This window comes from Saliphagus sp. GCM10025334 (genome assembly GCF_042663485.1).
Classification (GTDB): domain Archaea; phylum Halobacteriota; class Halobacteria; order Halobacteriales; family Natrialbaceae; genus Natronosalvus.
In genome coordinates this window covers 22,843-36,136 of sequence record NZ_JBHTAF010000006.1, presented here as the reverse complement: position 1 = coordinate 36,136, position 13,294 = coordinate 22,843, and the positions used below count along the sequence as shown (strand labels likewise).

Genomic DNA, 13,294 nt, shown 5'->3' with positions numbered 1-13,294 from the left:
CCAAGCTTCGAACTATAGAGCTACGTCATCGAGGAAGCACAAAATTTAGTTTAGACATCGGCTCTCCAGTGACGGTCCCTCCGGACCCCGGGGTCTATACCTGACCACGGTCTCAGGGGTTATGAACCAGGCTGAAACACAGAAATACGGTGACTACGTGGTTGCGAGTCGCCGCCCAACACCCAAAACTGAGAGACAAATGTTCTCGCAGAATCAGTCCACGTCGCGTTGTTCGATCGGTTACTTCGTGTCCTCCTCGTCATCTCCGCTTATCGGCCCCCGCGTGAATTTCTTATCGTCCTTGTCGCGGTATCGCTCAGATTCCCGGTTGTACTCTTCGTTTGTGATTTTCCGAAGGAGTTTGTCCGCTCCCTTTTTCACCTTGTTCGAAGTCTTCTCCGGCATACCCTTTACATGAGATTCCACATACATATATTTTCCTTACTTATTAGCAGGACAATCAATCTTCGGCGTTACACAGATTCGAGGAGAAAACCCACGACTTCAGTCGTGGGAGTGGTCACGGATCACTACATCGATCTCTTGCGATTCACTGAACTCGTGTTGCGAAGTGTCTATATCGAAGTCCTCCGCGCTGGCAGCCGAACATCATTCGCGTTGCTCGTAAACATGAATACCATATTCGAACTCGTTGTTGAGCGAGCAGTCCGTGAGACAATCGATAAGTAGTCTGGTTGGACTGTGAAGACCCAAGCCAGCTCACAATCGCTTGTAACGGGCGGTTCGAGATCCGTTACTATTCAACCTGACATCCTCGTCCGGGATGCAAAGTGGAAACTCGATGAACCCGAGAGAAATAGTCGCGCGCCTTCTAACAAGGACATATACCAGCTCATCGCGTATGAACTTGCTCACGATGTTCCTGGGGTGTTATTCTACCCGTCTCAGGAGGGGCGAGTCGCCTCGGAGTACACCGTACACAACCTTCATCCACTTCGTACGGTCGAAGTCCCGATTAGACGCCGAGATCCCTACCGCGGCTCGTTTGCAGAGCAGGTCAAGGAAGCCGTTGCCAGAGAGATCAATGCCATTAGTGATCAATAACCCAATACGGGTCTTAACAATTTGATCTGTCTTCTCTCTAGCTAGAGCTTTTGGGCTAGATTTAACCCGACGGCCTGTAAGAGCCCGAATATGAGTTCATCTACTCCAGGACTTTCAAGACTTCTTCAACAAGTTCTCACACAGTACCCAGTCGATCAAATTGGCGAAGGCCTGACCGCTAATGAAGCTCGGACTGTCGTAGAAACTGAGATCCCGAATAAACTGTACGACCTCCTTGAGGGCAACAATCTTGAAATCGAAGGATCCGTAGGAAAAGGACGCTGGACATCGATCCCATGGGTCGCCATCATGGACCCTCAAGAGACTACAAATACACAGGATGGCTTATACGTCGTCTATCTTTTCGAACCACAGGAAGAACGCGTCCGGTTATCGTTGGGTCTAGGAATAACGAAGTTGCTCAACGAGCTTGGCAAGTCGGAAGCTCGAGCTCAGCTCCGAGACCAGACTACGCAGCTCAGGAAAAAATTGGATTTGCCTGGGTTCTCCCCTGGCCCGATTGATTTCCCACATGCGTCGGGTCGAAACGACCTGTACGGACCAGGGACGGTCTACTATACCGAGTATCGTCTAGACGACTTCCCAGTCGATGAGACTGCTGTGGAGGATCTACGTACGATGGTAGAGACGTATCAAACCCAAGTTTCCGCCTCAGGTGGTGAGTTGAGCCGAACACAGTATTTCTGGATCAACTCTGCCGACACTAGCTGGTATGAAGATGGTGGGGAGCAATTCTATAAGGCTGCCCAGAGTGACGGAACGGAACGCCGTAATTTGGAAGCGTATAAGCGAGCCCAAACTGGCGACCAGGTTCTAGTTTATCAAAATGCTCCGAGGCAGGCGATCGTCGGGAAGGCACATGTCAAGGAAAGTCTTCACGAGGAGTACGTCGATTCATACGAAGGCCCAGTCGAGGGGATCACGTTCGCTTGGGACCGTTCGCTTGAAGGGGTTGAATTGAATGACATCAAACAACTCCCGCAACTTGAAGGAAACCCAGTCGTCGAATCGAATAACCCCTACGTCGTCACAGAACTCTCGCCAGCAGCCTACGAGGCGCTGTTGAGGTTGGCTGAGGCAGGCGGCCCAAACTACTACTGGGTGACTGCAAATCCGCGACAATGGGATGTCCAGTCGATGAATGAGGGCGAAGAGGTCTTCTATACTGCCACCAACGAGGAGGGACGTACTCGAAACCGGCAGGAGGCCTTCGATGCAGCCAATCCAGGTGACCGGGTGCTATTCTACGCGTCATCGCCAGCGAGCGCAGTGGTGGGAGAGGGCACTGTCATTGAGGGACTTCACTCGGAACAACCTGATTATCGGGACGAATCAGTTGAGGGAATTACGATTCGATACGATGGATCAGTCGGCCCTCTCGATTGGAGCACCGTTACGTCAATGCCAGAATTAGCGGATACGTTGGTCGTTCGAACGAACGGTCGGGGAGCGATATTCCCGCTTCCCGCTGCTGCGTTCGAGGCCATCCGCTCAGAAAACCCGCTTGAGGACCGAATTGAAGCCCTGAAGACCCGTCTGTCTCAACTATCGGTCTCCATCAGTCTTCCCAGCAAACTCTACTACGAGGAGGAAACGGAACTCAAGCGGCAGATTCAGGCTACGCTCAACTCGGGGAAACACATAATCTTCACTGGACCACCCGGAACGGGGAAGACGAAATTGGCGAAGCACGTCTGCGAGCAGGTCGTGGAGTCCCAGGGCGATATTGTAGACGGCTACCGGTTTACAACGGCAACGGCTGAGTGGACAACCTTCGACACGATCGGCGGGTATGTACCGAACCGGTCGGCCGATGGGGACGAACTGGTGTTCCAACCACGGATCTTTCTGGACTGCTTCCGTCGAAATGACGATATCAGAAACGAATGGCTGGTAGTCGACGAAATAAACCGCTCTGACATCGATAAGGCATTCGGTCAATTGTTCTCGGTACTCTCCGGGGACTCGGTACAGCTTCCATACGAGCGGGATGAGCCAGTCGAAGTCGCGTCGCTCGATGAAGGTGATTCATATGAGCGACTAAGATCAGTTGTCACGAACCAAGACATCTTTCCGGTTACTCCCACCTGGCGGCTTCTCGCCACGATGAATACCTACGACAAGACATCGCTCTACGAGCTCTCGTATGCTTTCATGCGGCGGTTCAACTTTATCCACGTCGGAGTTCCTCAGCTCGAGGAGAACGGTCGAGTCCGAACTTCGCTGTTAGATCCTAACGGAGAGGAAAACTATGCAACAGCGTGGCTCAACGACGACGAATCACTACGAGATGCTTTGGAGGCGGCGTACGAACAGGTCGCTGTCGTTTGGCATAAGGTAAACCAACACCAGGCTATTGGACCTTCCATTGTTCGAGATATCCTCGGGTACCTCGCTGCGGCGGGTCCGGAAGTGACCGAAGATCCCGGTCCTGCTCTCACTGATGCAGTCATCGCGTTGGTATTCCCCCAACTTGAAGGAATGGCCCCACAAGAGCAGCGAAGTCTCGTCGGATCTCTGACTTCGACCAACGTGCAGACAGAGACGGGCACGGTCGATCTCACGCTTGAAGGGGATCGACTTGAACGGAAAGCCCAGGATTTCTTCGATCTTCCGCCACGCACCGATGAGTAGGTTGGGCCGCACAGCGCTAGTAGATAGCGTTCAGGAAGAGTTAATCACGTATCTTCGGAACGGTACAATCAACCAGCAAGCAGTCACTCAGTGTCTCGACATCACCGACCTGAACATTGAGAACCTCGACCGCCTCAAGCGAATCCATTTTTGCCTCAGCGACGAAGTTGTCGGGTTCGTCAAAGCGCTTCAGGGGAGACTCCGACGTATCAAGACCGCCAACCAGCGTGAACGTGAGGTCACACGAGGAGAAGTCCGTGGTGGGATAGATTGGCCGGCGACGACACGGCTACGATACGGTGACCAATCTGGTGACAGAACCAGGTTTGCCTGTAAGACGCCATACACGGAATACAATATCGACGAGAACCTTGTTCTAAAGAAGCTGATCTGGACAATCCACTCGACAGTCAATGAGGACATTGCTACGATCGACTATGATTGGCGGACGAGTGCGTGGCCGGATGACCGTATCGCGATGCTTGACCGGGTATATGCTAGGAACGTTCACCTAAATCGAATTCAGGACGGTGCAGATATTCGAGCTACGCGCCGAATGCTCAACACTGCTCGGCGTTCACGACAAGCACTCTATACGGAGGCCTTCACGTTGTACGACCGCTACCAACGTTTGATATCTGGGGCGTATGATGATGAAGACATCTCTAAGCTATTGACAGACACACTCGTGGTTCCCGAACGGCTCCCACGGCTGTTCGAACTATTCTGTATATTTCGGTTACTGCATGGACTCCGCTCACAGACGTTCCATCTTCAACCAATCGAATCAGGGGTCAGGCAGTTAGCCGTCCTGGAAGATGACCAGTACACCATTAATGTCTATCATGACCGGCGTGGAAACCTCTCATTCCACGTTCCGCTGTCTGAACTGGATGGCGTGGAGGCGGACTACATTAAGCGTGTCAGGACTGTCCAACGCCGACACCGGGAATTAACGGAGGCGTTCCTCGGGAACCGTACGGAGGCATCGTTGTTCCACGGGCGTCCGGATCTCGTCATCGAGGTCTACAATTCTAAAGACAAGGACATACCCACTGCGGTCGTACTCGGCGAAATCAAGTATAGTGACAATCCGCGGACGTTCACTCACGGACTTGAGGAGTTGCTAAAGTATATTGAGTTCGCTCAAAAGAACAGCTATCTCTCTGATCGGGGTGTAGATATCCGTGGACTCATCATAACGGATGATGTCGATGTGAATGAGAGCTCTCCGTTGGATGGTCGAATTACGCACATCTCAGCACCGAATCTCCTTTCAGGTGATCTTTCAACCAAGTGGGTTCCAGAGGAAATGCGATAGCGCCCATATATTTGAGGAACAATAATCGCCCGATAACACGGTGAATATCGGTCGATCGGGCGGGTTTGTTGCTTTGTTCGATGGGCGACCAAGCCAGGTGGTGTCACGGGGATCCGCATACATCCAAACCGGTCGGTAAAAAGAATATCAATCGCCGATTGGCGGCCGATCAGCGTTAGATATCACCTCCACCAAGGAAAAACGCTGCAACAAGTTCCCTGAGATAGCGCATCAGACCATCAAATAAGAATAATCCACGAAAATCCTGTACCACCAGTCAGTGACATTTCTTCGCAAAACCGATTTTCAAGACGAGATAGCGTGGAACATTCGCCAAACGTATATTGTCTTGGTCTTTGATGCTCGTGCATGGATGCAGAAACGTTTGGTCCACGACGCACTGCCATTCTTGAGCAGTGGGCCACCCACGTCGCCACAACAGAATCAGGACCGAACTTCGATTTTACTGAGCAAAACCGTACGACGATAACACAACAACGGGTAACCGCATTCCTTGACAATCCGACCGAAGACCGATTCGAAGATGTGTGGAGCCGTGACGCAATCGCCGACTCAGTTATGGGCGGCGCTGCCGGCGTGCTCAACTGTAATGACTCCATTGACGCCCTCGCAGAGACTGTTCGTGAGATCAAACAAGCCTCGGAATACGACCCATCGTGGGAGTCGGACTTTCTGACAGATACGTCCGTCTGGGAGCTCTACGGCCGGTTACACCCAGAAACTGCACCAATCATCAACTCCGAAATTACGAGAGCGCTCACCGATCTCGGATTTTCCTCGCTTGGAACCCACGCGGAAGCGAGAGATACGTGGGAGTCTTTCAGCACCGTGTACCAATCGCTTTCCGGTCACGCGACCCAAGGCACAACTCACGCGGCCCCGTTGAATCACGAGATCGGTGAGTTCCTCTGGTTCCTCGCTATGAACGACACAGAGACCATCGCCGACGTACTCCAGAAGGGGTCCGAGGAGTACGTGCCGATAACCCGGTGGAAAGACGAAGCACCGCTTGAGCAGGATCTACGGCTCAACGGTCACTTGCAGCACGTCGAAGGATATGTCGATGCCGAGAGATCCGGTGGATTCGAAGAGAACGGTGCTGAGGACCTATGGAACAACGGATACTGGGAAGACTGGAAAGATGCGTACCTTGAGCATTTAGACACCAACATCAGGCCCAAATATAATCTCACAAACCTCGCTGCGAGCGACGTTGAACCCTTCTTAGACGATCTCAACGTTCAAACCACGCTCAACACGAAGGTTCCAACCTATCTCCTTGGGGGTCGATCTGGGGGGATTATCTGGGGTCAGTTCAAAACCCGATCCCTCAACGACCCAAAGAAAGCCGCAACCACCCTTTCGTCCCTGTTCAACGAAGATGAAGAACTAACCCTTCGACTCGATCGATTCGTCGAATACTACGGAACGTTAGATGGGGCGACGGGCGGCCCGCTCATGACTCTCGCAACAATGCTGTTGAGTTTCGCTTACCCTACAAAGTACGTAACCTACAAGTACGGTCTCATGCACGGCTTCTTCGACGAATACGCCCATTTCAGCGTGGACAAAGGGTTCAACCCCAGACAGTACTGGAAGCTCAACCTCGCTTGTAAAACCCAACTCCTCAACGAACTCCAAACACGACTGGACGAGAAAGCCGTGACAATGCTGGACGTCTACACGCTACTGTACGTCTGGGATCGCAACCACAAACCGGATTCATAATCACGATGGGGTGATTCTTTTGTGACGTGCGACCCAGTGGTAGCACCTCACATCACATCGGAGTAGGCGAACGCGTTCTCGAGACTGTTGATTTCCCTGGCTCGTTGTCCTTCTTTTCTCCTCGCCTCGTCTACGGACTTGTATCCCTGTACTTCAACTAGGGCTGTAGGCGGCAAGACTTGAGTGAAATCAACACCGCTTACAGCAGTTCCTATACAGTGTTCCTGGATCCGTTTCCCAAGGTCGGTTGTAGAGCCAATGTAGTAGATACGATTATCCTTGTTAAGCGCCTCAGCGGCTTGCCCAGTAGGCTCTAACTCCGACTGTTTAATTCCATGCTCGAGTTTTGTGGTGACCGTACTCCGAAGCGACCGGATCCTGTCGTCCTCTTGGTCGCCTACGGGGGGCGTACAGTCAAGTACATACACAGCGCACGACCCGTCAGCACGGTCGGGATGATTCTTCATCCATTGTGAGAGCCGGCTTTGATAGTCCTCATCCAGTTCGACAATTGTTTCAAACGGAGAGTCAGTAACGACAGTCCGAGTGGGCGGTTCGGTCTGGAATCCCTCAGCAGTCATTGGAAGCGTTGTTGGGACATGAATCCCTGGGCCTCGTTCGTGTCCATCGTCGTATGCGTCTACGGCAACGATACACTCTGCAAAGTCTTGCTTTTTCAAAGTCAGCACCCGTTCGGAGCGTGGACGTCCTACTTGCTCGTGAAGCAGATGTTTGAGAGCCGTTGCATTTTTCGCCACTGGTTTTAGGTTTTCAGAGTAGTTCTCGCTTTTTCGAGTGTACATGATCGGCTGTGTTCCTGGGGCAATACGCTCAAACATTGCTTCCGTGACGGGGTTCACGCTCGTTGCGCGTTCTCCTAGCCGGTCTGCGAGTTTGTCTACGAGGTCAGCTTTCGAATACTCATCTTGTAATCTATTTATTTCGGGACGGAAATCACTCATGGACTTTCTCCTTCGTTATAGGTGGTGCACCAGGGACAGTCGCGGTCACCATTGGTTGGTTGAAACTGTAGATGACAGTCTGTACATCGGACTAAGTGGTCTGCACGGTATTCTAGGTACGAGGCACGAAGTACGGTTACTAATTGGCTATCTCGTTCCAGAAGCACCGTCCTGGTCGGTGGATGGAGCCGTGCTTTCCCACGGTGATTTGGAACACCTACACTATATCCGTCACGCCATGCCTCAGTAGGGCATACGTCTGTTCCACCGACTCGCTGTTGCCAACGCAGTTTTGCGTGCTCAGTTGCTCGTACAGGCGTCGAAGTCTGCGTGTTTGTACTCATGATAGTTAATTAATCCGCTTAGTCTGAAATGCGATCAACGTCCGTGCCAACTCTAGAACCAGATCCTCGGCTAGTTCGCCGTCCTCGACCAGGGGCTGTGGATCGTTGTTGAGGAAGATATTGTATCGCCCTTCGTTCTTCCCTGAAGTTGGCGTAACCTCGCCGTCTAACCCGGCTTGAACGACACGAGCCCGACACTCATCTAGGTCTAAGTAGGTCCACTGTTTGTCTGAGTTGCGTGGAACCCCTCTGTTCTTCACGAACAAGCTGCCTGCGTAGCGGTACTCGTCCCCGATTTTCACATGACTGTATACGTTTTTTGTCTTCACTCCAGTCTCGAGGTCGGCTCGAACAACATACGCGATCTCGTCGTGGTCTGGTGTAAACCAGATCTGGAATCGATCTGGCTTGAACGCCTCTTCGTGACTCTGGCTTCCTTCCACAGCGACTGGACGACTGCCTAAGCCATCGATTTTTGCGGTGATGTACTGTTCATAGGGGATTGCCTCTTGACTTCCGGTGTATGGTGCCGGCGGGTCTTCCTTGAGTTCCCACTCGATTATTTCTCCAACGTAGGGTTCGTACAACGGTTTCTCATCCGCTTGATTACGAAGTTCATCGGGATACACGATCACCCGCTTTTCCTTACACTGCGGACAGACCGCGGTGAGAGAGTCGTATGTAGAACGGTCTGTAGGCTCTACAACTGCGAAGCGTTCTCCGTCTGTTGGACAGGTAACGTTTATAGTGTTCATCTGGTTCCTTACTCACCCAACCATTTCAATAGAGTTGTAATAACTCTTTCCAAAGAATGTCCAACTATCCACTAACTATCGTGCCAGTGTTACTCTATACGGTTAGTAATGCACACTCACTAACTGAGGAATGTGTACAACTCTCTATTCATGCCTACCAGTAGAATATTATACATGCTAAAGAAGTTCTCGGTCCCCCAGTAAATGCCAGGAAGTTCATCTCACTAATGCAACCACAGGCGTATGACGACCTACCTCGAGGCCGCGTTAATCAAACGAGGGCATGTCTGGCGCTCCAAGTTCCTCCGCATCAAAAAATTCCATCTCCTTTCCACACGCCGAGCAATCAGGTGTTTCGGATTTGAGATAGTCTCGATCCATTTGGAGAGTGGTTTTCTCACAGTCCCAGCAGACGTAGCTCTCATTCAGCATTCCCATACGCTACTCCACTCTCAATCCATCATACATATTCCGGTCAACTAAAGACGTGGTCACTGTACTTTCTCCATTTCGCCAGTTTTCAACTTCTCAAGATGCTCCTCGCCGTACTGCTTGTCTGCAGTCTGATAGTGCTGGTGAGCCGCTGACAGTACGTCGTCATCACGAACCTGATAGCGCGCGTTTCTACCTCGCTGGATTGCTGGGCGAGTTTGTAGAACTTGCGGGTGTAGTCGTCGATGCGGTCGTACACCCGACGTGTCTCGTCCGTGAGGTCGATCTCTCGTTGCTCAGGGTTGCGGTCGGGAACTGTGGCATCGAGTAGTCCCACCTGTTCGTACTTCCGAAGGGTATCACGGGTGTTCCGGTGGATGAGCGCATCTACTGGTGTGGACGCTGACAATACCTCTTTGACGACCCGCCATCCACCGGATGAGAGTTCGTCTATCACGTCAAGTTGCTCGTTCCGTGAGAAGTTTAACCAGTCCTCCTCGGCCTTCCATTCGGGGTAGAACAGTGCTTTGAGCTTCTCGTCCTCGGCTTCGAACTCGTCGATATCGTATTCATCGATGGCGGTCTGGAAGGGCTCGATGTAGCCATCGTACCACTCACCGTATTTGGCCGCGAGTCGACAGGCATTCATAACGCGCTGTTTCGCAATCGCTCGGGGCTGGCTGTCCCTGCTGATATCGAGTTCGGCCGCGACCGTATCGAGTATCCGGTCGAGGTCGGGATTCCGAAAATCGTTATCGAGCATGCCGACCGGACACTCGAGGGTATCGAATTTCGACTGCTGGTACGTACAGTCCTCCCGAAACTCAGGCAGGAAGCCGAGGGTCAGCGCATCGATCGCGAACGGGGCCCGATGAAGGAACGCCACGTACGCCGCCTGTCGGGCGTCAGTGTGTGTCTCATTGGAGCTGTTGCTAACTGGTTTGCGCTGTCGTGAATGGCCATGAGGTGTCTCCTGCGGAGCTCCGTCGCCCCCCAGTGCTCCACGGGGCACGACAAAACTCTCCAAAATTAACCAACAAGAATAGAGACGGAGAGCGGTTGTTGGTTAATCCTCGAACAGGCACTGCATTGCTGCTTCGTCACCTGTGAGCGTCTGCTGGTCGGCGTCCGTATCTGCGAAGAGCGTGGACTGATCTTTCTCGGATACTTGCTCTACTTCCGGCCGGTCATCGACGCCGAACTCACTGGCTTCGGGGCGATCGAGTCTTGAATCCCGATCGCGATGATCGACATCTACGCCGAAGTCCTCGAGCGAGGTCTCGACGCTCGTCTCGGTTACCTCGAGATGGCCATCGTCTCCGAACGCGGTCTGTCGCTGAATCTTGATCTCGGGTCGATTACTCATTCCATTGGGCCTCCACCCATGGCGGCGCCGACAAACAGCCCGCGAGCATCCATTCAGGTATCTTCTGAGCGGATCTCGCTAGCCTGATTTTCGAGCTGACGGAGAATCTGGACGCGCTGCTGGTTTGCGTTTTCGTAGGCGACGCACGCCCGTAGCGTCTTCATGTCGTGAATCGTCGCGATACAAGCGTTGATGAGTCGGGTGTTTGGCGGTTCGAGACGCTGTTCCGGTGTGAGAGTACCTGATTCGATGGATGAATCTGACGAGTTAGCCACTTGTGTTCGCCTCCGCTCTCTGGAGGCGACGATAAACAGCGGCCAGGTTACTTCTTGTGCAGTTCGATTTCAGTGACGGCTACCTATAGCGTCGAAGCTTCACTTGTTCTCATTCGATTCTAACAACTGGTTCTTCCTCAAACTCTGCAATAATAGTGTGATCTGCGTATGGGAATTCTACTCGGCCAACTCGGGTATTCCCACCAACGGTTGGTGAAAAAATCGACTCCAGTGCGTCAGGTTCGACGGCGTCATAGAGTGGAGGAAGCTCTAGCGGGTCCCTATCCTCAAGAGCTGCTACTTCGTCTATGATCTGTTCGTGTATCTCATTGCTCTCGCTCGCAAGAGACTGAGTCATTGGCACTCTATGACACACCATCTTGGTAATACTTTTCGATCATATTGTTACCAGCAATCATTGGTCTTGGAGTAAATCACTTTGAGTGGTGTTGGTACGTGATCTTCGAAAGTGATCCGCTATCTCGATTTGTTCAGTTGTTGCTTTTTCTCCGATGGACGATAGTCTCATAATCTGCTGACGGTTCTGTCGATCGTTCAGTCGTAGATGGACTCCAGGGATGTGATCTCGTGAAGTACACAACCTACTATGAGGTGTCCGTCAGCTAATCGACGTACTGTGATTCCCACTCTCGTCTTTCATCAATTGCTCGCTCTCCGGGTTCCGTGATCGCGTAGTAATTCGTCCTCCGGTCTAGCTTACCCTTTTCGACTAACTCCTTGTTGACTATCGTATCGAGGTTAGGGTACAGCCGTCCATGGTTGATGTCGGCGCTGTAGTACTGCTCCACCCCTTCTTTGACATCTTGGCCGGACGGTTGATCGGCACCGGCAATGACGTATAGGAGGTCTCGTTGGAACCCTGTGAGGTCGTCCATGTCAAGGGACAGTCCAACAGATGACATGATTGTTATATCCGGCGTATGAATTAGTAGGGGGAACTGGTTGCCGCTCTCAGTATGTGTTCGGTAGGCTTACCTGTACATCACACTCCCATCACTTCACTGCGTATTCACCGGCTGCGATATCACAATGTAGGCATTAGCTTCAAAACTCATCCTTTAAAGGGAATTCGGCTCTGGTTATGTCGATCGATTCTGCCTGTCTTCAGAGGGCTCTATTTCGCAGTCCTCGCCGCAAGAGCAAGCAGTGCTTCTAACAGTTCTCATCGTTCGGTTTGGTCGTGTACTGTTGTTCGATTATAGCGTCTCGTGGTTGCTTCGCCGCGACGCAGTCGGGGTCTTGATGTGTCTCGTGGGTCATTATGCATGCTCTCGTCGACTAGCGCAGAATAACGAAACGGATACGCTGATGTCTCCCGCCAAAGCCCTGCACCTGACTTAACCAACAGCTTCTGTGTCTGCGTTGGTTAATATGATGTTCAGCTGAGTGTCCTACTGGGGATTTGATCCGTGGCGAGGTGACTGACATCCCTGGCACTCCCATATCGGCTGGCCAGACCACGTCTCATCTGGGAAAGATTCGAACTCCTGAAACTGATGCACAGTCTTTCGACCGCACGTGCGACATTCAAGACGTGTTCTCGAGGGAACGCTGGGGTGGCGATCCACGGAGTGCTCGTCGACGGAACGCTGGAGTGCAATCGCTGGTACTAACCAGACATCGTTCTCGGCACTGTCAAGTAGGGCTGTAAGTCGAGCTTCGCCACGAACGCCGTGTCCTTCCTCGTCGTACAGATACGTTGCGTGTGCTTCCCTACTTGACGCCGGCGTCATCTCAGCCCAGGTTGTCCGCTTCCGAGCTACCGAAAGCAGCTGCTCACCACGTTCGGAGGTAGTTCGTACAGCTTCGGGAAGGGAAGGCCACTGGTCGATCAGCTGCGCCGCAGGCGCGTCGTCGAAATCGTAGATCAGCTGGCAGTCGTCGACGGCTGGATCCCTGTCGGGCTTCGCAAGGAGGGCGGCTGCCGCAGCACCCTTCGCGAGGGCGTGATAGTCGGTCGAGGCCTCGACGAGCAGATGGACGACGTGAAGGAGTGTCCACTCGAGGTCTGCGGGCTGCTTGTCGGTGGACCCTCCAAGATGATTACTGAGACAGAACCGGCACTTGGTCTGGCTGGCAGGGCTCGACGCGCCACAGGAAGCACACTCACTCGCTGGTGGGACTGGGTCGTTTGGATACCCCACGAGTGTCTCCTCAGTTTGGTCTCGAAAGGGCTCGCAACGACCGTCTCTAGCGAGTTCATCGTCGGGAATCTGCGTCGCCTCGCCAAGCGGTCGGAGTTCCTCGAGGTCAGCGTAACGGTCGGGCATAGGGACGTCTACCAGCATGTTCGTTCGTCTTCACTTTTAAACATCAGCCCCACACCTGAGGCGGATTGGGCGTTTCGAG

The 13,294-nt window shown here is 52.6% G+C and carries 15 protein-coding genes; 4 read left to right on the top strand and 11 right to left on the bottom strand.

The window, feature by feature from the left end; all coding sequences use genetic code 11:
• Positions 1-240: 240 nt before the first annotated feature.
• Positions 241-405 (bottom strand): hypothetical protein, encoded by a 165-nt coding sequence (locus tag ACFQO4_RS18310; protein WP_500262294.1) that lies wholly within the window; start codon positions 403-405, stop codon positions 241-243.
• A gap of 297 nt (positions 406-702) precedes the next feature.
• Between ACFQO4_RS18310 and ACFQO4_RS18305 the strand changes: the two genes are divergently transcribed.
• From ACFQO4_RS18305 to ACFQO4_RS18290, 4 genes are all read left to right on the top strand, one after another.
• Positions 703-1,065, top strand: a complete 363-nt coding sequence (locus tag ACFQO4_RS18305; protein WP_500262293.1) for a 5-methylcytosine restriction system specificity protein McrC — start codon at positions 703-705, stop codon at positions 1,063-1,065.
• Positions 1,066-1,155: 90 nt separating this feature from the next.
• On the top strand, positions 1,156-3,720 hold the full coding sequence (locus tag ACFQO4_RS18300) for an MrcB family domain-containing protein (protein ID WP_500262292.1): 2,565 nt from the start codon (positions 1,156-1,158) through the stop codon (positions 3,718-3,720).
• A complete protein-coding gene (locus ACFQO4_RS18295; protein ID WP_500262291.1) occupies positions 3,653-5,041 on the top strand; it encodes a hypothetical protein in 1,389 nt (462 codons plus the stop codon). Before ACFQO4_RS18300 ends, ACFQO4_RS18295 begins: the two co-directional genes overlap by 68 nt.
• 369 nt (positions 5,042-5,410) lie before the next feature.
• Positions 5,411-6,790 carry a hypothetical protein gene (locus tag ACFQO4_RS18290; protein WP_500262290.1) on the top strand — a complete coding sequence of 460 codons (1,380 nt, stop codon included), beginning with the start codon at positions 5,411-5,413 and terminating at the stop codon, positions 6,788-6,790.
• Between the two features lie 47 nt (positions 6,791-6,837).
• On the opposite strand, the gene ACFQO4_RS18285 is transcribed toward ACFQO4_RS18290, so the two are convergent.
• The 10 genes from ACFQO4_RS18285 to ACFQO4_RS18240 all read right to left on the bottom strand — a co-directional run bounded on the left by ACFQO4_RS18285 (position 6,838) and on the right by ACFQO4_RS18240 (position 13,215).
• Positions 6,838-7,752, bottom strand: a complete 915-nt coding sequence (locus ACFQO4_RS18285; RefSeq protein WP_500262289.1) for a GIY-YIG nuclease family protein — start codon at positions 7,750-7,752, stop codon at positions 6,838-6,840.
• On the bottom strand, positions 7,749-8,096 hold the full coding sequence (locus tag ACFQO4_RS18280) for a hypothetical protein (RefSeq protein ID WP_500262288.1): 348 nt from the start codon (positions 8,094-8,096) through the stop codon (positions 7,749-7,751). The genes ACFQO4_RS18285 and ACFQO4_RS18280 overlap by 4 nt, the downstream gene beginning before the upstream one ends.
• Before the next feature lie 5 nt (positions 8,097-8,101).
• The gene (locus ACFQO4_RS18275) at positions 8,102-8,851 is read right to left on the bottom strand and encodes a hypothetical protein (protein ID WP_500262287.1); all 750 of its coding nucleotides are present in this window, start codon (positions 8,849-8,851) and stop codon (positions 8,102-8,104) included.
• A 267-nt stretch (positions 8,852-9,118) separates the two neighbouring features.
• Positions 9,119-9,289 (bottom strand): hypothetical protein, encoded by a 171-nt coding sequence (locus ACFQO4_RS18270; protein ID WP_500262286.1) that lies wholly within the window; start codon positions 9,287-9,289, stop codon positions 9,119-9,121.
• Positions 9,290-9,371: 82 nt separating this feature from the next.
• The gene (locus ACFQO4_RS18265) at positions 9,372-10,169 is read right to left on the bottom strand and encodes a DUF6610 family protein (RefSeq protein ID WP_500262431.1); all 798 of its coding nucleotides are present in this window, start codon (positions 10,167-10,169) and stop codon (positions 9,372-9,374) included.
• Positions 10,170-10,349: 180 nt separating this feature from the next.
• The gene (locus ACFQO4_RS18260) at positions 10,350-10,649 is read right to left on the bottom strand and encodes a hypothetical protein (RefSeq protein WP_500262285.1); all 300 of its coding nucleotides are present in this window, start codon (positions 10,647-10,649) and stop codon (positions 10,350-10,352) included.
• A 53-nt stretch (positions 10,650-10,702) separates the two neighbouring features.
• Complete coding sequence (locus ACFQO4_RS18255; protein WP_500262284.1) at positions 10,703-10,924, bottom strand: DUF8129 domain-containing protein; 222 nt, start codon at positions 10,922-10,924, stop codon at positions 10,703-10,705.
• 109 nt (positions 10,925-11,033) lie between these two features.
• Positions 11,034-11,282 carry a HalOD1 output domain-containing protein gene (locus ACFQO4_RS18250; RefSeq protein ID WP_500262283.1) on the bottom strand — a complete coding sequence of 83 codons (249 nt, stop codon included), beginning with the start codon at positions 11,280-11,282 and terminating at the stop codon, positions 11,034-11,036.
• Positions 11,283-11,547: 265 nt separating this feature from the next.
• Positions 11,548-11,820, bottom strand: a complete 273-nt coding sequence (locus ACFQO4_RS18245; RefSeq protein WP_500262282.1) for a PadR family transcriptional regulator — start codon at positions 11,818-11,820, stop codon at positions 11,548-11,550.
• 516 nt (positions 11,821-12,336) lie between these two features.
• Complete coding sequence (locus tag ACFQO4_RS18240; protein WP_500262430.1) at positions 12,337-13,215, bottom strand: biosurfactant protein 1; 879 nt, start codon at positions 13,213-13,215, stop codon at positions 12,337-12,339.
• Positions 13,216-13,294 lie beyond the last annotated feature (79 nt).

Bases quoted from the DNA above. Each gene is read 5' to 3' on its own strand.
- ACFQO4_RS18240 (WP_500262430.1), bottom strand. From the start codon at position 13,215: ATGCCCGACCGTTACGCTGACCTCGAGGAACTCCGACCGCTTGGCGAG.
- ACFQO4_RS18280 (WP_500262288.1), bottom strand. From the start codon at position 8,096: ATGAGTACAAACACGCAGACTTCGACGCCTGTACGAGCAACTGAGCAC.
- ACFQO4_RS18300 (WP_500262292.1), top strand. From the start codon at position 1,156: ATGAGTTCATCTACTCCAGGACTTTCAAGACTTCTTCAACAAGTTCTC.
- ACFQO4_RS18310 (WP_500262294.1), bottom strand. From the start codon at position 405: ATGCCGGAGAAGACTTCGAACAAGGTGAAAAAGGGAGCGGACAAACTC.
- ACFQO4_RS18285 (WP_500262289.1), bottom strand. From the start codon at position 7,752: ATGAGTGATTTCCGTCCCGAAATAAATAGATTACAAGATGAGTATTCG.
- ACFQO4_RS18270 (WP_500262286.1), bottom strand. From the start codon at position 9,289: ATGGGAATGCTGAATGAGAGCTACGTCTGCTGGGACTGTGAGAAAACC.
- ACFQO4_RS18250 (WP_500262283.1), bottom strand. From the start codon at position 11,282: ATGACTCAGTCTCTTGCGAGCGAGAGCAATGAGATACACGAACAGATC.
- ACFQO4_RS18260 (WP_500262285.1), bottom strand. From the start codon at position 10,649: ATGAGTAATCGACCCGAGATCAAGATTCAGCGACAGACCGCGTTCGGA.
- ACFQO4_RS18275 (WP_500262287.1), bottom strand. From the start codon at position 8,851: ATGAACACTATAAACGTTACCTGTCCAACAGACGGAGAACGCTTCGCA.
- ACFQO4_RS18290 (WP_500262290.1), top strand. From the start codon at position 5,411: ATGGATGCAGAAACGTTTGGTCCACGACGCACTGCCATTCTTGAGCAG.
- ACFQO4_RS18245 (WP_500262282.1), bottom strand. From the start codon at position 11,820: ATGGACGACCTCACAGGGTTCCAACGAGACCTCCTATACGTCATTGCC.